General features: G+C 75.7%; 19 protein-coding genes. 7 read left to right on the top strand and 12 right to left on the bottom strand.

Annotated features, from left to right (window positions below; translation table 11 throughout):
* Nucleotides 1-33: 33 nt before the first annotated feature.
* From ACGF5C_RS01950 to ACGF5C_RS01940, 3 genes are read right to left on the bottom strand one after another with little or no spacing between them, the layout of a single operon-like run.
* On the bottom strand, nucleotides 34-1,032 hold the full coding sequence (locus ACGF5C_RS01950; protein ID WP_393265262.1) for an ABC transporter ATP-binding protein: 999 nt from the start codon (nucleotides 1,030-1,032) through the stop codon (nucleotides 34-36).
* A gap of 1 nt (nucleotide 1,033) precedes the next feature.
* Nucleotides 1,034-3,784 (bottom strand): FtsX-like permease family protein, encoded by a 2,751-nt coding sequence (locus tag ACGF5C_RS01945; RefSeq protein WP_393295813.1) that lies wholly within the window; start codon nucleotides 3,782-3,784, stop codon nucleotides 1,034-1,036.
* A 4-nt stretch (nucleotides 3,785-3,788) separates the two neighbouring features.
* Entirely contained in the window at nucleotides 3,789-6,983 is a 3,195-nt protein-coding gene (locus ACGF5C_RS01940) for an FtsX-like permease family protein (RefSeq protein WP_393295811.1), read from the bottom strand.
* A 160-nt stretch (nucleotides 6,984-7,143) separates the two neighbouring features.
* Here ACGF5C_RS01940 and ACGF5C_RS01935 point away from each other — a divergent pair, with 160 nt between their 5' ends.
* Nucleotides 7,144-7,437, top strand: coding sequence for a hypothetical protein (locus ACGF5C_RS01935; RefSeq protein WP_393295809.1), 294 nt, complete (start codon nucleotides 7,144-7,146; stop codon nucleotides 7,435-7,437).
* A gap of 45 nt (nucleotides 7,438-7,482) precedes the next feature.
* Here ACGF5C_RS01935 and ligD read toward each other — a convergent pair whose 3' ends face one another.
* Nucleotides 7,483-8,508, bottom strand: a complete 1,026-nt coding sequence (gene ligD / locus ACGF5C_RS01930; protein WP_393295807.1) for a non-homologous end-joining DNA ligase — start codon at nucleotides 8,506-8,508, stop codon at nucleotides 7,483-7,485.
* A gap of 47 nt (nucleotides 8,509-8,555) precedes the next feature.
* On the opposite strand from ligD, the gene msrB reads away from it, so the two are divergent.
* Nucleotides 8,556-8,969: a peptide-methionine (R)-S-oxide reductase MsrB gene (msrB, locus tag ACGF5C_RS01925; RefSeq protein ID WP_393295805.1), complete on the top strand. Its 414-nt coding sequence runs from the start codon at nucleotides 8,556-8,558 to the stop codon at nucleotides 8,967-8,969.
* A 56-nt stretch (nucleotides 8,970-9,025) separates the two neighbouring features.
* On the opposite strand, the gene ACGF5C_RS01920 is transcribed toward msrB, so the two are convergent.
* Both ACGF5C_RS01920 and ACGF5C_RS01915 read right to left on the bottom strand, forming a co-directional pair.
* Entirely contained in the window at nucleotides 9,026-9,601 is a 576-nt protein-coding gene (locus tag ACGF5C_RS01920) for a DUF305 domain-containing protein (RefSeq protein WP_393295803.1), read from the bottom strand.
* Between the two features lie 66 nt (nucleotides 9,602-9,667).
* A complete protein-coding gene (locus ACGF5C_RS01915; protein ID WP_393295801.1) occupies nucleotides 9,668-10,414 on the bottom strand; it encodes a lytic polysaccharide monooxygenase in 747 nt (248 codons plus the stop codon).
* 272 nt (nucleotides 10,415-10,686) lie between these two features.
* Between ACGF5C_RS01915 and ACGF5C_RS01910 the strand changes: the two genes are divergently transcribed.
* Nucleotides 10,687-10,947: a Prokaryotic metallothionein gene (locus tag ACGF5C_RS01910; RefSeq protein ID WP_091096395.1), complete on the top strand. Its 261-nt coding sequence runs from the start codon at nucleotides 10,687-10,689 to the stop codon at nucleotides 10,945-10,947.
* 8 nt (nucleotides 10,948-10,955) lie between these two features.
* Here ACGF5C_RS01910 and ACGF5C_RS01905 read toward each other — a convergent pair whose 3' ends face one another.
* Complete coding sequence (locus ACGF5C_RS01905; protein ID WP_393295799.1) at nucleotides 10,956-11,855, bottom strand: EamA family transporter; 900 nt, start codon at nucleotides 11,853-11,855, stop codon at nucleotides 10,956-10,958.
* A gap of 89 nt (nucleotides 11,856-11,944) precedes the next feature.
* On the opposite strand from ACGF5C_RS01905, the gene ACGF5C_RS01900 reads away from it, so the two are divergent.
* Both ACGF5C_RS01900 and ACGF5C_RS01895 read left to right on the top strand, forming a co-directional pair.
* Nucleotides 11,945-12,445, top strand: coding sequence for a MarR family winged helix-turn-helix transcriptional regulator (locus tag ACGF5C_RS01900; protein ID WP_393295797.1), 501 nt, complete (start codon nucleotides 11,945-11,947; stop codon nucleotides 12,443-12,445).
* A 19-nt stretch (nucleotides 12,446-12,464) separates the two neighbouring features.
* On the top strand, nucleotides 12,465-12,926 hold the full coding sequence (locus ACGF5C_RS01895) for a GNAT family N-acetyltransferase (RefSeq protein WP_393295795.1): 462 nt from the start codon (nucleotides 12,465-12,467) through the stop codon (nucleotides 12,924-12,926).
* Between the two features lie 172 nt (nucleotides 12,927-13,098).
* Here ACGF5C_RS01895 and hemQ read toward each other — a convergent pair whose 3' ends face one another.
* The 3 genes from hemQ to hemE are packed head-to-tail and all read right to left on the bottom strand — an operon-like array spanning nucleotide 13,099 to nucleotide 16,309.
* Nucleotides 13,099-13,800 (bottom strand): hydrogen peroxide-dependent heme synthase, encoded by a 702-nt coding sequence (gene hemQ / locus ACGF5C_RS01890; protein WP_393295793.1) that lies wholly within the window; start codon nucleotides 13,798-13,800, stop codon nucleotides 13,099-13,101.
* The gene (hemG, locus tag ACGF5C_RS01885; RefSeq protein ID WP_393295791.1) at nucleotides 13,797-15,206 is read right to left on the bottom strand and encodes a protoporphyrinogen oxidase; all 1,410 of its coding nucleotides are present in this window, start codon (nucleotides 15,204-15,206) and stop codon (nucleotides 13,797-13,799) included. Before hemG ends, hemQ begins: the two co-directional genes overlap by 4 nt.
* 5 nt (nucleotides 15,207-15,211) lie before the next feature.
* Nucleotides 15,212-16,309 (bottom strand): uroporphyrinogen decarboxylase, encoded by a 1,098-nt coding sequence (hemE, locus tag ACGF5C_RS01880; RefSeq protein ID WP_393295789.1) that lies wholly within the window; start codon nucleotides 16,307-16,309, stop codon nucleotides 15,212-15,214.
* A 197-nt stretch (nucleotides 16,310-16,506) separates the two neighbouring features.
* Between hemE and ACGF5C_RS01875 the strand changes: the two genes are divergently transcribed.
* Entirely contained in the window at nucleotides 16,507-17,079 is a 573-nt protein-coding gene (locus tag ACGF5C_RS01875) for a DUF3000 domain-containing protein (RefSeq protein ID WP_393295787.1), read from the top strand.
* A 17-nt stretch (nucleotides 17,080-17,096) separates the two neighbouring features.
* Here ACGF5C_RS01875 and ACGF5C_RS01870 read toward each other — a convergent pair whose 3' ends face one another.
* The gene (locus ACGF5C_RS01870; RefSeq protein WP_393295785.1) at nucleotides 17,097-18,002 is read right to left on the bottom strand and encodes a hypothetical protein; all 906 of its coding nucleotides are present in this window, start codon (nucleotides 18,000-18,002) and stop codon (nucleotides 17,097-17,099) included.
* 79 nt (nucleotides 18,003-18,081) lie between these two features.
* Entirely contained in the window at nucleotides 18,082-19,338 is a 1,257-nt protein-coding gene (locus ACGF5C_RS01865) for a trypsin-like peptidase domain-containing protein (RefSeq protein ID WP_393295783.1), read from the bottom strand.
* A gap of 207 nt (nucleotides 19,339-19,545) precedes the next feature.
* Between ACGF5C_RS01865 and ACGF5C_RS01860 the strand changes: the two genes are divergently transcribed.
* Nucleotides 19,546-20,874 (top strand): ribonuclease D, encoded by a 1,329-nt coding sequence (locus ACGF5C_RS01860; protein ID WP_393295781.1) that lies wholly within the window; start codon nucleotides 19,546-19,548, stop codon nucleotides 20,872-20,874.
* Nucleotides 20,875-20,961 lie beyond the last annotated feature (87 nt).

The raw sequence follows: 20,961 nt of genomic DNA, 5'->3' as shown, positions 1-20,961 counted from the left end.
CGGCCACGCGGTACCGACTGATTCTTGGCCCGCTCACTGCGTCGCCTCCCGCTCGTCCCGCGCCCGGTCGCCCGGCCGCACCTCCACGTGGTCCGGCTCCAGGTTGAGCCGCACCCGGTCCCGCAGCGACAGGGCGTCGACGAAGGACGCCGGCAGCTGCATCCGGCCGGTGCGGTCGAGCACGGCGTACTCCTCGCTGACCAGCTCGGTGCTGCCGTCCGCGCCGATCCGCGCGGTCCGGCGTACCTCGGAGGCGGTCCGGCCGTCGCGGATCGCGACGGTCCGGCGGACCTGGGTGGCCACGGCGTGGTCGTGGGTGACCACCACGATGGTGACGCCGAGTTCGGCGTTGATGGTGCGCAGCGCCCCGAACACCTCGGCGCCGGTCGCCTCGTCCAGCTCACCGGTCGGCTCGTCGGCGAAGAGCACCTCGGGGTCGTTGGCCACCGCCACCGCCACCGCGCAGCGCTGCTGCTCGCCGCCGCTGAGCTGCCCCGGCCGCCGGTCGGCGCAGTGGCCCACGCCGACCAGGTCGAGCAGTTCCCGAGCCCGCTCGCGGTGGGCCCGCCGGCCGCCCCGCCGACCGGCCAGCCGCATCGGCAGCTCGACGTTCTCCAGCGCGGTCAGGTACGGCAGCAGGTTGCGGCCGGTCTGCTGCCAGACGAACCCCACCATGTCCCGCCGGTAGCTCAGTCTCCGCCGTGCGGAGAGGTTGAGCAGGTCGTAGTCGCCCACGCGGGCGATGCCGGCGGTGGGGGTGTCCAGCCCGGAGAGGATGTTCAGCAGGGTCGACTTGCCGGAACCGGAGGCGCCCACGATCGCCACCAGCTCGCCCCGGTCGATGACCAGGTCGAGCCCCTGCAGCGCGACCACCTCCACCCCCTCGGTCTTGAAGATCCGGACCAGCCCGTCGCAGACGATGTGCCCGCGCAACAGGTCCCGGCCACCGGCCCGCTCCGCCGCACGCTCGGCGGCCCGCTGTTGCAGGGCGGCCAGGTCCGGCACGGCGGTGGTCTCCGCGGTAGCGGTCATGTCAGCTCTCCTCTCCGAGCCGGAGCACCTCGCCGAGGCGCATCCGGCGGTTGTTCAGGGCCTCGACGGCGACCGCGAAGCCGAGGGCGACCGCCCCCAACGCGACGACCCCCGCCGCCAGGCCGGGCTCGAACGCCACCCGGACCTCCACGCCGTCGGTGAAGGCGGACAGGCCGAGCACGGGGGTGAGCAGCAGCGGCAACGCCGTGCCGACCAGCGCGCCGGTCACGACCGAGACGCCCACCAGCGGGGCCAGTTCCACCACCAGCAGCCCGCGCCACTGGCGCCGGGACAGGCCGAGGGTGCGCAGCCGGGACAGCACCTGGCCGCGCTCCCGGGCACCGGCGAGCACCGTGAAGGCGATCGCGAGCATGCCGAGCGCCGTCCCGCCGGCCGCGCCGGCGACGAAGCCGAAGGCGAGCACCCCGTTCGCGCCGCCCTCGCCCACCTGCCGGCGGGTGTCCGCGAAGGTCAGCACCTCCACGCTGCGCGAGCGCTCCCGGCCGGTGACGGTCCCGCCCGTCTGGAAGCGGGACTGCCCCGCGTCACCGACCCGGCGCAGCGCCTCGACGTCCAGCCCGTCGCCGACGACCAGGAAGCCCGTCGGCACGGCGGCGTAGTCCCGGCGGGGCAACGACTGCCAGGGCAGGATGACGAACCGGCTGCTGCCCGCGCGCAGCAGCGGGAAGCTCTCCGCCCGCTCGGCGACCCGGAACTCGTACCGCTGGCCCTGGGCGCTGACGAAGGCGGAGCCGTCCAGTCCGGCGTCGGCCAGCTCGGCGGCGACCGTCGGGGAGACCACCGCGGGCAGCGGCCCGGCTCCCCCGGCGGGGGTGCGCAGCGCCGCGGGCACCGTCACGTCGACGCCGGCCTGGCTGACCATCCGGGCCAGGGCGGGGCCGTCGACCATGAGCACGGTGACGCTGCCGAGCCTGGTGTCGGTGCCGACCGCGTCCTTCGTCAGGCGCTGGCCCGCCTCCTGCAGCACGGGGCTCGCGGCGCGCACCCCCGGCAGCCGCTCCAACTCGGCGCCCGTGTCCGGGGCGATCCGCTCCCCGAGGATCAGGGCGTCGGCGGGGACCGCCCGGCTGGCGGCCCGGTCCCGGCTCGCCTCGATCCCGGCGGCCGTCACCGCGCAGAACGCCGCCGTCGCGATGGCCAGCACGACGACCACCAGCGGTACGGCGACGACCGACCGGCCGGCCCGGGCGGTACCGAGGAAGGCGACGCTGCCCCGGGCGCGGGCCGCGAACCGGCTGACCAGCCGCAACGGCCACGGGTACAACCGCATCGCGACCACCGCCGCGGCGACGGCCAGCAGCACCGGGACCGAGACCAGCAGCGGATCGACCTCGCCGGGAGTGAGGCCACGGCGGCGCAGCAGCACGACCGCGAGACCCGCGAGGACCAGCAGCGCCGCCTCCACCGTGAGCCGACGCGCGGAGGGGCGCGCGCGGACCAGGTCACGCCGCCCGGTGCCGCCGGTGGAGACGGCGAGGGTGGCCACCGGCAGCGCCGACGCCACCAGGACGGTCGCGGCGACGGCGAACCACCGGGTCTCCCCGGGCGCCCCGGGAGCGAGGCCGCCGAGCAGCCAGCCGAGCGCGGCGGCGGGCGGCACCACCAGCAGCGCCTCGGCCAGGCTGCGGCCCGCGTTCGCGGTGGCCGCCCCGCCCCGGGCACGCAGCAGGATGAACTCCGCCCGGCGCCGGCGCACCAGCAGCCCGGCGGCCAGCGCGACGAGGCCGGCCAGCGTGGCCAACACTCCCGCGGCGATCACCCCGAGCACCGTCCGGGCGCTGTCCACCTCGGCGGCGAACTCCCGCAGCGGGATGTCCAGGCCCTGGATGATGTCCCGGCCGGCCGCCTCCCGGGTCGTCTGCTGGAGGCCGTCGATCACCTGGTCCAGCTCGCGGACGTCAATGCCGTCGGCGCCCAACCGGTAGCGCCAGCTGAACGACATCGGCCAGCCGGCGACGGCCTGGCGGTCCAGCGCCGCGCCGTCGACGACACCGACGATGATGAAGGGTTCGCCGTCCCCCTCCGGCTCGACGATCCGCAACAGCGGCGGCAGGCCGTCCCAGAACCCGTCGGTGCCGGCGCGGGGCTGGAAGAGACCGACCACGGCGACCTGGACGGGGGGCATGGATTCGAAGGGTGAGCCGGCAGTCGGCGCGGCGAGGGTGAGCCGGCTGCCGAGCCGCAGGTTCAGCTTGCGGGCGACGTCCTCGGCCAGCGCCACCTGCACCGGCTGGCCCTTCGGCGCGTCGGCCGGCCAGCGCCCCTCGACCAGGGTGCCGGCCTCCTCGACCCCGGGCACGGCCCGCAGGCCGAGGTCGACCAGGAGGTTCTTCGCCGCCAGGTCCGGGCCTCGTACCCGGCTGGCCGCGGTCTCCGCGGTGAACCACCGCTGTTCGACCATCCGGCGTATGACCGGCGGCAGTCCGGCCTCCAACTTCGCCAGGTCGCCCTGGTGCGCGGCCACCAGGGAGGTGTCGGTGCCCGTGTCGACGAGCGGCCCGGTCGAGTACGTCACGTCGCGCTGCTGCGGCGGCACGGCGCCCACATGGGACCGCAGGCCCTGCTGGGCGTGATCGTTGACGATCCTCGGCACGCCGCTGATCACCAGCACGGCGACCAGAGTCAGCGCCGCGAGCAGCAGGAACTGCCCGCCGTACGCCCGCACCCGGCGGGCTGCCGCCCCGATGCTCACCACGCCCCGTCTCCGCTCCTGGTCGTCCCTACGCTCCACCCGGTCACCGGTCTCCCCCGATCCGCAGCTGCGCCACGGCCACCCGCTGCCGGATGCCGAGGGCGATGAACGCGCTGAAGGCGAGTGCCGCCAGCAGCAGGCCGAGCGCGGTCAGGCCGATGGGCAGCCACGGCACCACGAAGGCGGCCTCCGGCACCGGCCGACCGGCGGACGGCGTGAGGATGACCAGCGGGGCCATGGTCGCGCCGACCGCGGCGCCCAGCAGCAGGCCGACGCCGACGCCGATGCCGGCCAGGAAGGTCTGCTCGGCCAGCAGCGCCCGGGCCAGCAGCCGGGGGCTGGCGCCGAGCGTGTGCAGCACGGCGAACTCCCCCAGCCGGTGCCGGGCGGTCGCCCAGACGTCGACGACCAGGCCGACCAGCGCCAGCAGCACCGAGCCGAGCGCGGCGGCGAGCAGCCCGGTGCGGGCCCCCTGCCAGTACGGGTCGCCGGCGGCCCGCTCGGCCACCTCCCGCCGGTCGAGCAGCGTGGTGCCGGCCAGTTCGGCCGCCCCGCGGGCCGCCTCGGCGTGGCTGTCGCCGGCGGTGCCCAGCCACCACTCCGCGACCGGCCGGACGGCGCCCCGGTCCCGGATCAGCCAGTCCGTGGCCGCCGGCAGGTCCAGCAGCACGCCCTCGCCGGCCGTGGACGGCACCTCGTCCAGCTCGCCCACCAGCGTGACCGGCAGCGTCGCGCCGGACAGCACGAGGTTGACCGTGTCACCGGTGCGCAGACTCAGCGCGTCGCGCACCGCCGGGGTCATCAGCGCGGGTACCGGCCGGTTCTCGGCGGCCGGCACCACGGCGAAGCGGCTCGGCGGCTGGAACGCGAACCGGCCCCCCGCCAGGTACTCGACCTCCCGCTCGGCGCTCAGGCCGGTGGCCGTGACCGGCGCGCCGACCGGCTTGCCCTGGCCGTCGACGGCCGCCCACTCGCCGGCCAGCGACGCCGGCCGGGCCGCGCCGTCCGCGCCGACCAGCCGCAGGTCCGACACCTCCAGGCGGTACGCCCGCCCGCGCGCGTCCCCGCCGTCGATCTCGAACCCGGACAGCCGCACGGTGCCCGCCCCGTCGGGGACGGCGACGGTGAACGGCACCGGCCGGCCGTCACTGCCGCTGCTGCCCGCCGGAAGCCGGAAGGCCAGCCCGTCCGCCCGGGTAAGCAGCACCCAGAGACCGATCTGGTGCGGCGTGATGGCGCCCTGCACGGGCGTACGCACCGTGCCGGTGAGGGACCGGGTGCCCGCGGGCAGGTCCATGCCGCCCGGCGCGCCGCGCGCCCGGGTCAGCCGGTCCAGCAGCGCCGGCACCGGCTCGTCGGCCAGTCGCTCGTTGAGCCGCAGCACGCCGGTCGCGCCCCCGGCGTCCAGGCTCACCACCGTCGTCGGCAGGTCGTCGCGGCCGAGGCGGATCTCGTCCCGCCAGGCCGGCAGCACCCCGTCGACGCCGGGCAGCACGCCGAGCTGACCGGCCCGGTCGTCGGGCGCCGCGCCGGTGCGCTCGACGACCCGCAGGTCGGCGCCGACGGTGTGCTCGGCCTGGTCGGCCTGCGACCGCTCCCCCGTCGTCACCAGCGACCAGGCCAGGGTGCTGCCGCCGACGGCGAGGGCGAGCAGCAGCACCGGGCCGGCGTGCGGGCGCCGGCCGGCCTGCCACATGCCGAACATCGTCGCCGTCCACGGTCGACGGTCCACGAACCGCTCGGCGAACCGGGTCGCGGGCGGCAGCAGCCGCAGCGCCACGACCGCGCCGGCGAGCACGCCCAGCGTCGGCGCGGCGACCAGCAGCGGGTCGACCCCGAGCCGCCCGCCGGCCCCGGTGACCGGCGAGGAGTACTGGCGCAGCTGCGTCCAGGCCAGCACCGCGAAGCCGACCAGCACCAGGTCGAGGCTGGCCCGTTGGACGGTCGCGGCGCGGGTGGGACGGGACCGGGCCGCCATGTCGGCGACGTACGTGCCGGCCCCCCGCAGCGTCGGGACGACCATCGCGACCAGGCAGCCGGCGGCGGTGGCGGCCGCCGCAGCCCAGACCAACGTGGTGTTTCCCGGGGTGAGCGCCAGCGCGGCCGCGTCGCCCGTGCCGACGTGCCGCAGCGCCTCGCCGGCGATCAGGGGCCCCAGCACGCCGGCGGGCAGGACGACCAGCGCCGCCTCCCGGGCCGCCAGGCCGGCCAGTTGCCGCCGGGCGGCGCCGCGGGCCCGGAGCAGGGCGGTCTGGCCCCGCCGGTCCTCGTGCAGCAGGGCGGCGACCAGCACCAGCGCGTACCCGCCGAGGACCACGATCAGCAGCAGCGGGGTGGCCAGCGAGGAGCGCCCGACCAGGTCGGCCCGGGCGACGCGGTCGAGCAGCCGGTCGATCGCGGTGACGGTCTGGGCCGAGGAGCCCAGCCCGGCCGCCTCGGGCACCTCGGCGACGGCAGCGCTCAGCGCCGCCCGCACGTCGAGCAGCCGGCCGGCGCGGGCCACGGCCGCGAGGTCCGGCTCGACCACCCAGGACGCCGACACCGCGCCCGGGTAGGTCGCGACGAAGTCGGCCCGGTCCAGCACGAAGGGCCCGTACGAGGTGCCGGAGTCCGCCGCGCTGCCGGCGCCCACCCCGGGGGCCAGCAGCCAGTACGGGTCGGCCGCGTCACGCGGGCGCCACGTCCCGACGAGCACCACCTCGCTGGTCCGCTCGGACCTGCGGTCCAGCATCGGCACCCGGTCGCCGGTGGCCATCCCGAGCGCGCCGGCGACCTTCTCCGGCAACGTCACCTGCATGGGGGACGCCCCGGGGGTGGGCCACGCGCCGCTGGTGAGTTCCGCGTGGCGGGGCAGGTCGTCGAGGGTCGCGAGGCTGGCGAAGACCGGGTCGTCGTCCTCCCGGACCACCGTGCCGAGGTCGCCGGTCAGCTCACGGCCACCGCCGTAGCGGGCGGCGTCGACGGTGATCGGCGCACCGCCGAGACCGGCGGCGAAGCCGTCGCGGACCGCCCGGTCCCGGGTGGCGAACTCGGTCGCGTCCCGGCCGGCCGCACCGCTGACCAGGATGCTGCGCTCCTCGAAGGACGCCCCGGTGAGCAGGGCGCGCTGGCCGGACTCGACGGCCCGGCGGTTGTAGTCGGAGAGGCCGGTGACCAACGCGACCGCCACCAGGGCCGCGACCACCGCCGCGAGCAGCAGCCCGCGCGCCTCGTGGGCCCGCCTCCACACCAGCTTCATCCGATGCCCTCCCCTGGCCCGGTGTCGGGCCGACGATCAGGGAGAGGGGTGACGGTCCGGGAAAGGTTCGCGCCCGTTACTTGATCGTTACCCGATCGGCGGCGGTCCATCGTCGGGGCGCGGGGCGGACGGCATGGCGGCGCTGTGCTTCGATCGCCGGATGGAGATCGTCCTCACCGTGCTCGTGGTCGCCGTCGTCGCGCTGCTCGCCGCCCAGGTGCCGGGCAGGGCCGACCAGGCGCGGACCGCGTACCGGCTCGCCGAGATCGAGCGCCGGCTCACGCTGGTGATGGACCACCTGGGCGTGGTGGACGCCGCGCCCGTGCCGCCGGGGGTCCGGGAACACCTGGCCCGGGGCGACAAGATCAAGGCGATCGCCGCGTACCGGAAGGCGACCGGCGCGGACCTGCGCTCGGCCAAGGAGGCCGTGGAGGCGTACGCCGACCGGCGGTGACGGCCGCGCCGCCCAGGCGGCAGCACGAGAGCCGGCGCGGGCCGGTCAGCGGGGGCGGTCGCGGTCCTTGGAGGGCTGCACCCGCTTCGGCTCGCCGGGCATCTTGGGGTGGTCCGGCGGGTACGGCATGTCGCCCTGGCCGGCGGCGTCGTCCCGGTCGGCCCACTCCAGCAGCGGGGTGATGTCCCACGCCGCGTCGTCGATGCCGGCGTGCGGGTCGCCGCGTTCGGCCAGCCGGGCCGGGACGCTGCGCAGGTCGAAGTCGTCCGGGTCGACGTCGGGCAGCTCGTCCCAGGTGACCGGGGTGGAGACGGTGGCCCTGGCGTTGGCCCGCAGCGAGTACGCGCAGGCGATCGTGCGGTCCCGGGCCATCTGGTTGTAGTCGACGAAGACGCGGGTGCCCCGCTGCTCCTTCCACCAGGCGGTCGTGACCAACTCCGGCCGGCGCCGCTCCAGCTCGCGAGCGAGCGCGATGGTGGCCCGGCGCACCTCGGTGAACGTCCAGCGTGGCGCGATCCGCAGGTAGACGTGCACGCCGCGACCGCCCGAGGTCTTCGGCCAGCCGGGGACGCCCAGCTCGTCGAGGAGCCCGCGCAGCTCGCCGGCGGCGGCGACCGCGTCGGCGAAGTCGGTGCCCGGCTGCGGGTCGAGGTCGACGCGCAGCTCGTCGGGGCGGTCGACGTCGGCGGCGCGCACCGGCCACGGGTGGAACACGATCGTGCCCATCTGGGCGGCCCAGGCCACGTGGGCGAGGTCGGCCGGGCAGAGCTCGGCCGCGCTGCGACCGCTCGGGAAGCTGATGGTGGCCGTGCGCACCCACGGCGGCACGCCCCGGGTCGGCACCCGCTTCTGGAAGAACATCTCCCCCTCGACGCCCTCGGGAAAGCGCTGCAACGTGGTGGGACGGTCGCGCAGTGCGCGCATGATGCCGTCGCCCACGGCGACGTAGTAGTGGAAGACGTCGGCCTTGGTGAAGCCGCGCTGCGGGAAGATGACCCGCTCCGGGCTGGTCAGTCGTACGGTGTGCCCGGCCACCTCGATCTCTTCGGCCGCGGCCTTCGTGCCACCCATTGCGCGACCATATGCCACACCCCCGACGTCCGGCGTACCGTTGGCGGGTGAGTCTTGACGAGAGCGAACTGCCCCGCACCGAGGAAGAGTGGCGGGTCCGGCTCAGCCCCGAGGAGTTCCGCGTGCTGCGGGAGGCCGGCACCGAGCGCCCGTGGACCGGCGAGTACGTCGACACGAAGACGCCGGGGATCTACCGCTGCCGGGCCTGCGGCGCGGAGCTCTTCCCGAGCGACACGAAGTTCGACTCGCACTGCGGGTGGCCCAGCTTCGACGACGCCATCCCCGGCGCGGTCAAGGAGATCGAGGACCGCAGCCTGGGGATGAGCCGCACCGAGATCCGCTGTGCCCGGTGCGACAGCCACCTCGGTCACGTGTTCCGGGGTGAGGGCTTCACCCCCAAGGACACCCGGCACTGCGTCAACTCGGTCTCCATCCGACTGGAGCCGCGCACCGACGCCTGAGGCGGGGGCGCCGCTGACCCGGCGGCCGGGCGACCACGGGCCGCCGGGCCGCCGGGTCAGCGCCGGGCCGCCGCCAGCCCGGCCAGGAGCGAGACCTCGGCCGTACGCGAGCGCTCGACGCGTCCGGCGAGGTCGCGCACCCTCGGGTCGCTGCCGACCGCCAGGTGCGCCCGGGCCAGGTCGGCCGCCGCGCCCTGGTGGGCGCCGAGCACGTCGAGCAGGACGTGGTCGACCTCGCCGTCCGGGGCGGTCCGCAGGCGTGCCAGGTCCCCGGCGGTCCCGTGGTCGTGGTCGTGCCGGTGGGCTGTCCCGGCGGGCCCGGCTTCCCGCAGCCAGCCGCGCATCGTGGCAAGCTCGTCGGACTCGGTGACCTCGATGGCGGCGACCAGGGTGCGCAGCTTCCGGTCGGTCACCCGGTCCCGGCCGAGCCGCACCATCTCCAGCGTCTGCTCGGTGTGCGCCGCCATGGTGGTCAGGAAGACCACGTCCAGCCCGCTCAGCGCGCTCCCGGTGGGCGCGGGCGCGGCGGGCGCGGGCGCGGCGGGCGCGGGCGGCGTCGGGGGTGTCCCCGCGCCGCAGCCGGATGCCAGCAGCAGGGCGGCGAGCAGGGCGACCGTGCGCAGCCGTCGCATGGCGTACTCCGATCCGGGGTGGTGACGGGTGCGGCGGTCGCCGGGGGCGGGGCCGCACCCGTACGGTCAGACCTGGGTCCAGAGCGCCGGCACGTAGGGCGGTTCCCAGCCGGGGATCGCGGTGTGTGCCTGCCGGCAGCGGTACGTCAGCCCGCCGTAGGTGACCTGGTCGCCGGCCTGGTACGCCCGGCCCGCCGTCCAGCTGCCGCCCGGGGCGGGAGGGGTGGTCGGGGAGGCGGTGGGCGTCGGGGTGGGCGACGGGGCCGGCGGTGTCGGGCTCGGCGTGGGCGACGGACCGCCGCCCCCGCCGACCTGGAGGTCGACGCAGGAGTAGAACGCGTTGGCGGTGTCCGCGATGTTCCACACGGCGAGCACCTTCTGCCGTCCGGACCAGCCGCTCAGGTCGACGGTGTGCGAGACCGTGGCCCCGGGCTGCCGCCCACCGCCGTCGAAGACCGCCACCCTGGTGCCACCGACGAAGTACTCCCAGTTGCTGGTGGCGTGCCGGGCGGTGTTGGTCCAGGTGAAGGTCACCGAGGAGCCGACCGCGGTGGCGGGCCAGCCCCGGCTGTCGTCGTTCAGCACGGCGAAGTGGGCGATCCCGGCGTGGCAGCTGCGCAGCCCCTTCGGGCCCTCCACGCTCTGCGGCTCGTACTTGATCTGCCCGCAGTCCGGGACCCGGCCCTGGGCGCAGAGCGCCTGGCGACTCGGTGGCCCCGACACGTAGCCGTGGGCCTGGGCGGGCGCCGCGACGGCCAGGGTGGAGACGACGGCGCCCGTCGCCACGAGCGGAATCGTGATTCTTCGGCGCATGGTGGCAGCTCCTTCGGACTTCGGGCTGGTGAGGTGCCACCCAACATAAATTAAACCTTCTTAACAGTAAAGACTCCTGTCGATAAAAACATCGACGACCCTCAGCGCGCCGCCCCCCAGGGCAACAGCAGGCCACCCCGCCCTCCCGCACAACGGCCGACACGCCGGGGGCGACACGCCGCCGAACCCGACCAGCTCGGCTGTTTCGACTACCAGACCCGCGCCCGTACGGCAGGCTTGAGAAAACGTGTCCTATTTCGGGGGGTTATGTCGTGGCAACCTGCGAGGTCTGCGGTAACGACTACTGGATGGCGTTCGAGGTGCGGACCGTCAGCGGCGACGTGCACACCTTCGACTGTTTCGAGTGCGCCGTGCACAAGATGGCGCCGATCTGCGAGCACTGCCAGATCAAGATCGTCGGGCACGGGGTGGAGGTGTCCGGCCGGTTCTTCTGCTGCGCGCACTGCGCCCGCGCCGAGGAGGGCGCCCAGGGCGCCGAGATCCGCGACGCGGTGGGCGCCCGCCCCGCCTGACGCGGGCTTCACCGGGGAGCCGCCGCCGGGGTGATACGACGCGGGGATCGGGCCGGGCGGGACGCCCGCGACTGCACGACGATGGCGGCGAGGACGACCAGCCCGCCCGACAGCTGCGCCGGGGTGAGTTCCTGGGCGAGCACGAGCCAACCCAACGCCGTCGCCACCAGCGGGCTGAGCAGGCCGAGGAAGGTGACGGTGGTGGGCGTGAGGGCGCGGATGCCACGGAACCAGAGGGCGTAGGCGAGGGCGGAGCCGACGAGCGTGAGGTAGCCGTACCCGATCAGGTTCCCGGCTGTCAGCACCGCTGGCGGGGGACCCTCGACCAGCACGGCGACCGGAAGGAGCAGCAGGCCGCCGGCGGCGAGCTGCCAACCCGTGGTCGCCAGCAGCGGCGCGGGCGACGACCACCGCTTGCTGAGCACCACGCCGCCGGCCATCACGACCGCGCCGCCGAGCGCGGCGGCGACGCCGACGCCGTCGAGGCGGGCGTCCGCCCGCAGCACCAGCAGCCCGACCCCGGCCACCCCCGCGGCCCCGGCGAGGACGGTACGCGGGGTCAGCCGGTCGCCCAGCACGCCGGCGGAGAGCGCGGCGACCAGGAGCGGCTGCACCGCGCCGACGGTCGCGGCGACCCCGCCCGGAAGCCGGTACGCGGCGACGAACAACAGCGCGAAGAAGAAGCCGATGTTCAGGGCGCCGAGCACCGCCGCCCGCCACCACCAGGCACCCCTGGGCAGTTGCCGGGTGACCGCGACCAGGAGGAGACCGGCGGGAAGGGCACGCACCACCGCGGCCAGCAGCGGGCGCTGCGGGGGCAGCAGCTCGGTGGTGACGAGATAGGTGGTCCCCCAGATAGCCGGGGCCAGCGCGGTCACGCCGAGGAGGAGCGTTCGGTTCTTTAGCACTGAGATAATTTAGCTGAGCGCTAAGGTAATTCCGGCGACGTCCGCCGTGAAGTACCTCACCACTAAAGCACCGCTGCTAGGGTGGGCGGATGGCCGATCACGTCGACCGGGTGCTGGAGCAATGGGCCGCCCAACGACCGGATCTGGACGCCTCCCCGATGGGGGTGTTCGGTCGCCTCTCCCGGCTCTCCCGGCTCGCCGGGGCGGAAATGCACCGCACGTTCAGCGCGCACGGCCTCGACTCCGCGTCCTTCGACGTGCTCGCCACGCTGCGCCGCAGCGACCCGCCCCACCGGCTGACCCCGACCCAGCTGATGCACTCGTCGATGGTCACCTCCGGCGCCGTCACCCAGCGACTCGACCGGCTCGAGGCGCGCAACCTGGTGACCCGCACCCGCAGCGACACCGACGGCCGCGCGGTGCAGGTCGGCCTCACCGACGAGGGACTGGCGCTCATCGACCGGGTCCTGCCCGACCACGTCGCCACCGAGGACCGGCTGCTCGCCGCGCTCGCCCCGGCGCAGCGCGACACCCTCGCGGACACCCTGCGGACCCTGTTGGAGTCACTCGGCGACACGCGCAGCCCGTGAGTCGATCTACCATCGCCGCATGCCGCAGCAGAACCTTCCGGTCCGGGTCGCCACGTTCGCCGACCTGGACGCCCGCACCTTCCACGACCTGCTCCGGCTCCGGATCGACGTGTTCGTGGTCGAGCAGGCGTGCCCGTACCCGGAACTCGACGGGCGGGACGTCGAGCCCGGCACCCGGCACCTGTGGCTCGACGACGACGGCGCGCCGGCAGCGTACCTGCGGATCCTCGCCGACCCGGGCGGCGTGGCGCGGATCGGGCGGGTGGTGGTCACGCCGCGGGCGCGCGGCGGCGGGCACGCCGGCCGGCTGATGGCGGCGGCACTGGAGGTGGTCGGCGACCGCCCGTGCGTGCTGGAGGCCCAGTCCCACCTGGTCGGCTTCTACGCCCGGCACGGCTTCGCCGTCAGCGGCCCCGGCTACGTCGAGGACGGCATCCCGCACACCCCGATGCGCCGGGAAGGCATTGGCTGGGAACGCTAGAGATGCGGCAGCCGCCCACGACTCCACCGCCGGCCGCACCCACGCTCCGTCCGGGTCGCTCCGGGCGGAGCGCCGAAAGCGACCCGCGCACCAGCCTCCTCAGGTCACTGTCGAGCTGCCCACCGGACGGGGCAGCTCGACAGTGCTGTGCGGGCGGGTCTCGGGCCCTACGTCAGACGAGGCCGTTGACGATCTCGGCGACCGAACGGCGGCGGCCGGTGTAGAACGGGATCTCCTCCCGCACGTGCCGGCGGGCACCGGCGGCCCGCAGGTCGCGCATCAGGTCGACGATCCGGTGCAGCTCGTCGGCCTCGAAGGCGAGCATCCACTCGTAGTCGCCGAGCGCGAACGAGGCCACCGTGTTGGCCCGCACGTCGGGGTAGCCGCGGGCCATCTTGCCGTGCTCCGCGAGCAGCTCGCGCCGCTCGGCGTCCGGCAGCAGGTACCACTCGTAGGAGCGGACGAACGGGTAGACGCACATGTACGAGCGGGCCTCCTCGCCGGCGAGGAACGCCGGGATGTGGCTCTTGTTGAACTCCGCCGGCCGGTGCAGGGCCATCTGGGACCAGACCGGGGTGAGCGCCCGCCCCAGGGCGGTGCGACGGAACCGCAGGTACGCGTCCTGGAGGTCGTCGCTGGAGGCCGCATGCCACCAGATCATCAGGTCCGCGTCGGCGCGCAGGCCGGCGACGTCGTACGTGCCACGGACGACCACGTCCTTGCCGGCCAGCTCCTCGAAGAGGGTCTCGACCTCGCCGGTGACGTTCTCGCGCAGCGACGGGAGCGGGCTGCTGGCCCGGTACACCGACCACATGGTGTAGCGGATGCTGGCGTTGAGCTCCCGCAGCCGGGCCGCGTTGGTCTGCTCGGTCATGTCCCCGATCCTCCCAGTGCTGTGATGATCTCTTCGGCTGCCGTCTCGCCGGAGCGGACGCAGACCGGGATGCCGACGCCGTCGTACCCGGCGCCGGCCAGGACGAGCGTCGGGTGGTCCGCCCGCAGGACGGCCCGCGCGGCGGCCACCCGGTCGGCGTGACCCGGGGTGTACTGCGGCAGCGAACCGCCCCAGCGCTGCACGTGCCCGGCGACCGGGGTGGGCAGCGGCACGCCGAGCACCGCCGACAGCTCCCGGTGCACGGTGGCGACCAGGTCCTCGTCGGTGCGCTGCACCTGCTGCTCCTCGCCGTACCGGCCGACGGAGGCGCGGACCAGCGCCAGCCCGTCCGCCCGGCGCAGGTGCCCCCACTTCGTGGTGAAGAAGGTCGACGCCTTGATCAGTAGCCCCTCGGTGTTGGGCACCAGGAAGCCGGACAGCTCGGGCAGCTCCGGCTCGGGCAACACGAGGGTGACCAGCGCGACGCTGGCGTAGTCCAGTTCGCCGACGCGCTCGGCCGCCGCCGGCGCCGGACCGCCGAGCAGCCGCGCCGCCGGCCGGGCCGGCACGGCCAGCACCACGGCGTCGACGTCGACCAGCTCTGGGTCGCGGGTCGGGCCGACGGTCAGCCGCCACCCCGCCCCCGTCGGGGTCAGCTCGCGCACCGCCGCGTCCCGCCGGATCGTCGCCCCGCTCGCCGCCGCCGCGGCCCGGACCAGCGTGCTGAGCCCACCGGCCAGGGTGCCGAAGACCGGCGTACCCGGCGCCCGGGGAGCGGCGGCCTGCGCGGCGCGCACCGCCCCCACCAAGGTGTGCTCCACCCGGGCGGCCCGGGCCAGCGCCGGCATGGTGGCCACCAGGGACAGGTCGTCGGCCCGGCCGGCGTAGACGCCGCCGAGCATCGGGTCGACCAGCCGGTCGGCCACCTCGTCGCCGAACCGGGCCCGGACCAGCGCGCCGACCGAGACGTCGTCGTCCGCGCCGAGCAGCGGCCGGCCGGCGTCGGCGTCGGCGTCCGCCGCCGGACGCGCGACCGAGGTCACCCGCTCCAGATCCCCCGGTACGCCCACCAGCGTGCCGCCCGGGATCGGGCGCAGCGCGCCGCCGACCACCAGCGCGGCCTGCCCGACGGTGGGGTGCACGATCTGTTCGCCCAGGCCGAGCCGGCGGACCAGGGCCACGGCGGCGGACTCGCCCCCGGCCGGGTCGCGCATCAGGAACGACTCCGCCCCGAACTCCACCGCCGAGCCGGCCAGCTCGCCGGTGCGCAGCTTGCCGCCGAGCGCGCCGGACTGCTCGTACACGGTGATCTCGGTGTCGGCGGGGGCGCGGTCGCGCAACCGGACCGCGGCGGCCAGCCCGGCGATCCCGCCGCCGACCACCGCCACCCGCCACGGCGCCCGCATGCCGCTCACCCCCGGTCCGCTGGCTGGGCGGACAGCTCGTGCACCAGGGCCACCACCCGGGTCAGCACGTCGGGATCGGTCTCCGGCAGCACGCCGTGCCCCAGGTTGAACACGTGCCCGGGCGCGGCCCTGCCCTGCTCCAGGATCCGCCGTACCTCGCCCTCGACGACCGGCCACGGCGCGAGCAGCACGCACGGGTCGAGGTTGCCCTGCACGGCCCTGTCCGGGCCGATCCGGCGGGTCGCCACGTCCAGCGGCGTACGCCAGTCGACGCCGACCACGTCGGCGCCGGCCTCGCCCATCGCGCCGAGCAGCTCGCCGGTGCCCACCCCGAAGTGGATCCGGGGCACGCCCGCGTCGGCCAGCCCCGCGAGCACCGCGGCGGAGTGCGGCAGCACGAAGCGGCGGTAGTCGGCCTCGGACAGCGCGCCGGCCCACGAGTCGAAGAGCTGCACCGCGGAGACCCCGGCGGCCACCTGGACCCGCAGGAACTCCAGCGTCACCTCGGCCAGCCGGCGGCAGAGCGCGTGCCACAGCTCCGGCTGGCCGTACATGAGGGCCTTGGTCTTGGCGTGGGTGCGCGACGGGCCGCCCTCGACCAGGTAGCTGGCCAGGGTGAACGGCGCGCCGGCGAAGCCGATCAGCGGGGTGTCGCCCAGCTCGGCGACGAGCAGCCGGACCGCCTCGTCCACGTAGGAGACGTCGTCGCGGGTGATCGGCCGGATCCGTTCCACGTCGGGCAGGGTGCGCACCGGCTCGGCCACCACGGGGCCGGTGCCGGGCACGATGTCCAGGTCCACCCCGGCGGCGGCGACCGGCACGACGATGTCGCTGAACAGGATCGCGGCGTCCACCCCGTGCCGGCGTACCGGCTGGAGGGTGATCTCGGTGACCAGCTCGGGGCGGCGGCAGGACTCCAGCATCGCCACGTTGGCCCGGATCTCGCGGTACTCCGGCAGCGACCGGCCGGCCTGCCGCATGAACCAGACCGGGGTGTGCGGGACGGGCCGACGCCGGCAGGCCCGGACGAAGGGCGAGTCGGCCGGTCCGCCGGAGCGGGTGTCTTCGTCTCGGGCGTCGTCGCCCGTCGTGGTGGTGGTCATCGCGGCCATCGTGCCACGCGGCATACCCGCGGCAGCGGGCAGCGCCGCCATTTGTGACCCCCGTCAGCTTGCCTCGACGGAGGCGCCTCCGGCGGGGCTTCCCCGGCCCGCCGGGCCGTCGCACGCGGGCCGCGGGAGGGCCGGCTCCCGGCGTGCCGTTTCCGGCGGCGGCGGGTTGCCGGGCATAGGCTGCCGGCATGGCCCCCCCGATCGCGCTCCCGGAGACCTTCGCCCGCGCGGTCGCCGGGCTGCGGTCCGCGGCACCCCGGTCGGAGATCGTGCTGGAGGAGATCGGCGCGCCGCAGCGCCTCGCCCCGTACGCCTTCGCGCTCTCCGCCACCGTCGTGCGCGACGGCGACGAGGTGGCCTCCGGGCGGCTTATCCTGCTGCACGACCCGGCCGGGCACGAGGCCTGGCGGGGCACCCTGCGGCTGGTCACCTACGTGACGGCGGATCTGGAGGTCGACCTGGCCGCCGATCCGCTGCTGCCGGGTGTGGGCTGGACGTGGCTGACCGACGCCCTGGACGCGCAGGACGCCGGGCACACCGCGATCGGCGGCACGATCACCCAGACCATGTCGACCCGGTTCGGCGACCTGGCCGGGCCGCCCGCGGCCGGCGACATCGAGATCCGCGCCTCCTGGACGCCGGTCGACGACGACCTCGCCCCGCATCTGCTCGCCTGGTGCGCGCTGCTGGCCTCGACCGCCGGGCTGCCCCCGCCCGGGGTGACCGCGCTGCCGGAGCGTCGCCCCGCCGGCGCGGCCTGACCCCGCGACGGGTCACCTCACAGATACTTCTCGGCTTCGTTGCAGATCTTGTCCATGCCCTGGACGGCCTTGTCGTAGGCCGCCTTGTTGCCGGCCGCCGCCGCGCCGAGCGCGGTGGTGAGCTTGTCGAGGCAGTTGGCGATGACCTTCTTCTGCCGGGCCTGCTCGTCCCGGTCGTTGCGGGTGCCGGTGAGGTCCTGCTCGGTGTCGTCCAGCTTGTCCTTCACCGTCTGCAGGTCGGCCTTGAGCTTCTCGATCTCCTTGCCGTTGGCCGCGATGGTGCCGTCGCGCTGGCTGACCTCGCTGGCCATCTTCTTCTCGGTGCGGTCCAGCTCGCTGCTCGTGCTGACGAACAGGCCGGTCATCACCCCGCCCAGGACGAAGAGCAGGCCGGCCACCACGGCCAGGACCAGCACCTTACGGCTCTTGCCGGCACCCGGCGCGGGGGCGCCGAAGGGCGGGGCGGAGCCGGGCGGGCCGGACATCGGCTGCCCGTACGACGGCCCGGACGCGGGGGGCACGGACATCGGCTGCCCGAAGGCGGGCGGGACGGAGACCTGGCCGGCCTGCGGCGCGGCAGCCGGCGTGCCGGCCGGGGCGTAGCCGGACCCGGCCGGCGGCGCGGACTGCGAATAACCGGAGGACCCGGCCGGCGGCGCGGACTGCGGGTAGCCGGAGGACCCGGCGGGCGGCGCGGACTGCGGGTAGCCGGACCCTGCGGGCGGCGCGGACTGCGGATAGCCGGAGGACCCGGCGGGCTGGGCGCCGTACTGCTGCGGCACGGCCTGCTCCGGGGTGTGCTGGCGGGGGGTGCCGTAGGTGGTGCCGTGCGGGGCGCCGCCCGACGGCGGCTGACCGGGCGCGGCCGGCGGCTGCGGCGGGTACGGCGGGTAGCCGCCCGGCCCGGTCGGTGGCTGGGACATGTCGTTGTTCCTCCGCGTGAGCTGGTCCGGGCGGCATGGTCGGCCGGACCGGGTGGGTACGGGTCGGGTGCTGACCGGGTCAGCAGATCTTGAAACCGTCGCAGGCGACCTTGATCGGCACGGCGAGGCCGATCCCCTCGGCGTCGCGGGCCTTGGCGGTGGCGATGCCGACCACCTGCTTGCTGCCGTTGATCACCGGGCCGCCGGAGTTGCCGGGGTTGATCGGGGCGTCGAACTGGATGACGGGACCCTGGCCGCCGCCCGCCGCGCGGAAGGCGCTCACCACGCCGGTGGTGACGCTGTCCTCCAGGCCGAGCGGCGCGCCGACGACGACGATCTGCTGCCCGGACTTCACGGCGGCCGGCGCGGCGACCAGGCCGGTGAACTTGCCGGTGGTCCGCAGGTGGGCGACGTCGTTCGCCTCGTCGACCCTGACGATGGTCGCCGGGAAGCGCTGGTCGGTGCGCTCCAGGAAGACCTCCCGCTCGCCGGCCTCCCAGACCGACTCCACCACGTGGTAGTTCGTGAACAGGTTGGTGCCCCCGCCGGCGGCCGGCTTGCCGATGGCGAACGCCGTGCCGGTGGAGTTGCCGGCCCGGACCCGGAACACGCTGGGCAGCACCGCGCTGGCGACGGCCTCCGGGTTGAACGCGGCACCCGCCTGCTTCTCCAGCGCCTCGGCCCGGCTCTCCAGCCCGTCGAGCCGGGTCCCGTCGCCCGCCTGCGCCGCGTCCAGCCGGCGGTCGGTGTCGCCGAGCCGGTCCGAGAGTCGGTGGATCTGGTACGCCTGCACGCCCGTCACCACGGCCAGCAGGCCGGCGAGCACGAGCGCGGTGACGGTCAGCCAGCGGCCCCGGGAGGCCGGCGCGGCGCCCGGCTGGACGGGACCGGCGGGGTACGGCTGGGCCGGCCCGGCGGCCGGCGGCTGGCCGGGCACGGGCGGCTGCCCGGCGGCCGGCGGCTGGCCGGGCACGGGCGGCTGCCCGGCGGCCGGCGGCTGCCCGGGGGCGCCCGGGGACGCCTGCCCGGCGGCGGGAGGCCAGCCGGCGCCCGGGGCAGCTCCGGCGGACGTCGGGCCGCCGGGGGCTGTCGGGACGGCGGACGGCGCGGCGCCCTGCCCCCAGCCGGCGGGAGCGACCGGGGCGGCGCCCCACTGGCCCTGTTGCTGCGGCGGTGACCAGGTCGTCCGCGGCGGCGCGGCGGGGGCCTGCCCCGGGACGTTCTGCGGGTACGCCGACGCGGGCGGCTCGATCCGGGGCGGCAGCGGCCCCGGCCGGTAGCTCCCGTCGCCCGGCCCCGCCGGACCCGTGTCCGCCGACCCGTAGCCAGCAGTCATGATCGCCTTGCCCTCCCCGTAGCCGCCCCGCGGTGTCCCGGGGCCTGATGATGCCGTACCGGCGCAAACGGCTCGATGGACCGTACCTGCGCGAAAGGGGTTTGTCTTCCCCGATGTCCGGCTGGGCGAGGACCCGGCCGACCGTCCGATCGACACGCACCGGACCGGCTGCACCCGCCGGATCGCGTCGCGCACTAGGGTTGTCAGGTGACCGACGAACCACCCCTGCGCCGTCGGGCCGCCGAAAGCCGTACGGGAAACGAAGCGCACCACCCGCCGTCGGCCCGGCCGGAGCCGGAGGACGCGGGGACCGAACCGAACGCCGACGGGCCCGTTCCGCTGACCGCCCCGCGCGAGGGCACACCCCAGCCGGCGGCCACGCCGGACGAGCTCGCCGAGGTCGTGGCCCGCTTCGCCGCCGGCACCGGCCCGGTCGCCCTGGACGCCGAGCGGGCCTCGGGCTACCGCTACAGCCAGCGGGCATACCTGGTGCAGCTGCGCCGGGCCGGCTCCGGCACGGCGTTGATCGACCCGCTGCCGCTGCCCGACCTGAGCGCCCTCGACGAGGTGATCGGCGAGGCCGAGTGGGTGCTCCACGCGGCCAGCCAGGACCTGCCCTGCCTGGCCGAGGTGGGGCTGCGCCCGCGCCGGCTCTTCGACACCGAACTGGCCGCCCGGCTGGCCGGGTTCGAGCGGGTCGGCCTGGCCGCGCTGACCGAGCAGCTACTCGGCTACAGCCTGGAGAAGCACCACTCGGCAGCCGACTGGTCGAGCCGCCCACTCCCGGAGTCCTGGCTCACCTACGCGGCGCTGGACGTGGAGATGCTGGTCGACCTGCGCGACGCGCTCGACGAGGAGCTGACCCGGCAGGGCAAGTCCGCCTGGGCGGCGGAGGAGTTCGCCGCGCTGGTGCGCACCGGCGCCCGGCCGCCCCGGGTCCGCGCCGAGCCGTGGCGCCGCACCTCCGGCATCCACCGGGTGCGCGGGGCGCGCGCGCAGGCGCGCGTGCGTTCCCTCTGGTACGCGCGGGACCAGATCGCGGCCCGACGGGACGCCGCCCCGGGGCGGGTGCTGCCGGACTCGGCCATCGTCGCGGCGGCCGAGCTGGACCCGAAGGACGAGAAGACCCTGCTCACCCTGCCCGGATTCGGCGGCCGCTCGGTGCGGCGGCTGGCTCGCACCTGGCTGGCGGCGCTGGACGACGCCCGGCAACTGCCGGAGAACGCGCTGCCGGTCGCCCCGACGGTCGAGGGTCCCCCGCCGCCGCACCGCTGGGCCGAGCGGGACCCGGTGGCGGCGGCCCGGCTGGCCCGGTGCCGGGAAGTGGTGGTCCGGATCGCCGGGGCGCACGGCCTGCCCCCGGAGAACCTGATCACCCCCGACTCGATCCGCCGCCTGGCCTGGGTCCCTCCGGAGGAGGTCACCGAGGAGACCGTGGCGGAGACGCTGCGCGGCTTCAACGCCCGCGAGTGGCAGATCGCCCTCCTCCTCCCCGCCCTCACCGAGGCCCTCACCGACCCACCCCCACCCGCCTGACCCTCCCCCCGGCCCCGCACTCCCCTCCCTCCCCGTTGATCATGAAGTTGTTATCACCGCCCTCGGCGTGTCGAAACAACAACTTCA

This window comes from Micromonospora sp. NPDC047620 (assembly GCF_043205005.1).
Lineage (GTDB): Bacteria > Actinomycetota > Actinomycetes > Mycobacteriales > Micromonosporaceae > Micromonospora.
The sequence above is the reverse complement of the archived record's forward strand: the minus strand, read 5'-3'. Positions and strand labels throughout refer to the sequence as shown.

Excerpts from the sequence above, each read along its gene's own strand:
- ACGF5C_RS01950 (WP_393265262.1), bottom strand. The coding sequence starts at position 1,032 with ATGACCGCTACCGCGGAGACCACCGCCGTGCCGGACCTGGCCGCCCTG.
- ACGF5C_RS01940 (WP_393295811.1), bottom strand. The coding sequence starts at position 6,983 with ATGAAGCTGGTGTGGAGGCGGGCCCACGAGGCGCGCGGGCTGCTGCTC.
- ACGF5C_RS01935 (WP_393295809.1), top strand. The coding sequence starts at position 7,144 with ATGGAGATCGTCCTCACCGTGCTCGTGGTCGCCGTCGTCGCGCTGCTC.
- ligD (WP_393295807.1), bottom strand. The coding sequence starts at position 8,508 with ATGGGTGGCACGAAGGCCGCGGCCGAAGAGATCGAGGTGGCCGGGCAC.
- ACGF5C_RS01920 (WP_393295803.1), bottom strand. The coding sequence starts at position 9,601 with ATGCGACGGCTGCGCACGGTCGCCCTGCTCGCCGCCCTGCTGCTGGCA.
- ACGF5C_RS01915 (WP_393295801.1), bottom strand. The coding sequence starts at position 10,414 with ATGCGCCGAAGAATCACGATTCCGCTCGTGGCGACGGGCGCCGTCGTC.
- ACGF5C_RS01900 (WP_393295797.1), top strand. The coding sequence starts at position 11,945 with ATGGCCGATCACGTCGACCGGGTGCTGGAGCAATGGGCCGCCCAACGA.
- ACGF5C_RS01895 (WP_393295795.1), top strand. The coding sequence starts at position 12,465 with ATGCCGCAGCAGAACCTTCCGGTCCGGGTCGCCACGTTCGCCGACCTG.
- hemQ (WP_393295793.1), bottom strand. The coding sequence starts at position 13,800 with ATGACCGAGCAGACCAACGCGGCCCGGCTGCGGGAGCTCAACGCCAGC.
- hemG (WP_393295791.1), bottom strand. The coding sequence starts at position 15,206 with ATGCGGGCGCCGTGGCGGGTGGCGGTGGTCGGCGGCGGGATCGCCGGG.
- hemE (WP_393295789.1), bottom strand. The coding sequence starts at position 16,309 with ATGACCACCACCACGACGGGCGACGACGCCCGAGACGAAGACACCCGC.
- ACGF5C_RS01875 (WP_393295787.1), top strand. The coding sequence starts at position 16,507 with ATGGCCCCCCCGATCGCGCTCCCGGAGACCTTCGCCCGCGCGGTCGCC.
- ACGF5C_RS01870 (WP_393295785.1), bottom strand. The coding sequence starts at position 18,002 with ATGTCCCAGCCACCGACCGGGCCGGGCGGCTACCCGCCGTACCCGCCG.
- ACGF5C_RS01865 (WP_393295783.1), bottom strand. The coding sequence starts at position 19,338 with ATGACTGCTGGCTACGGGTCGGCGGACACGGGTCCGGCGGGGCCGGGC.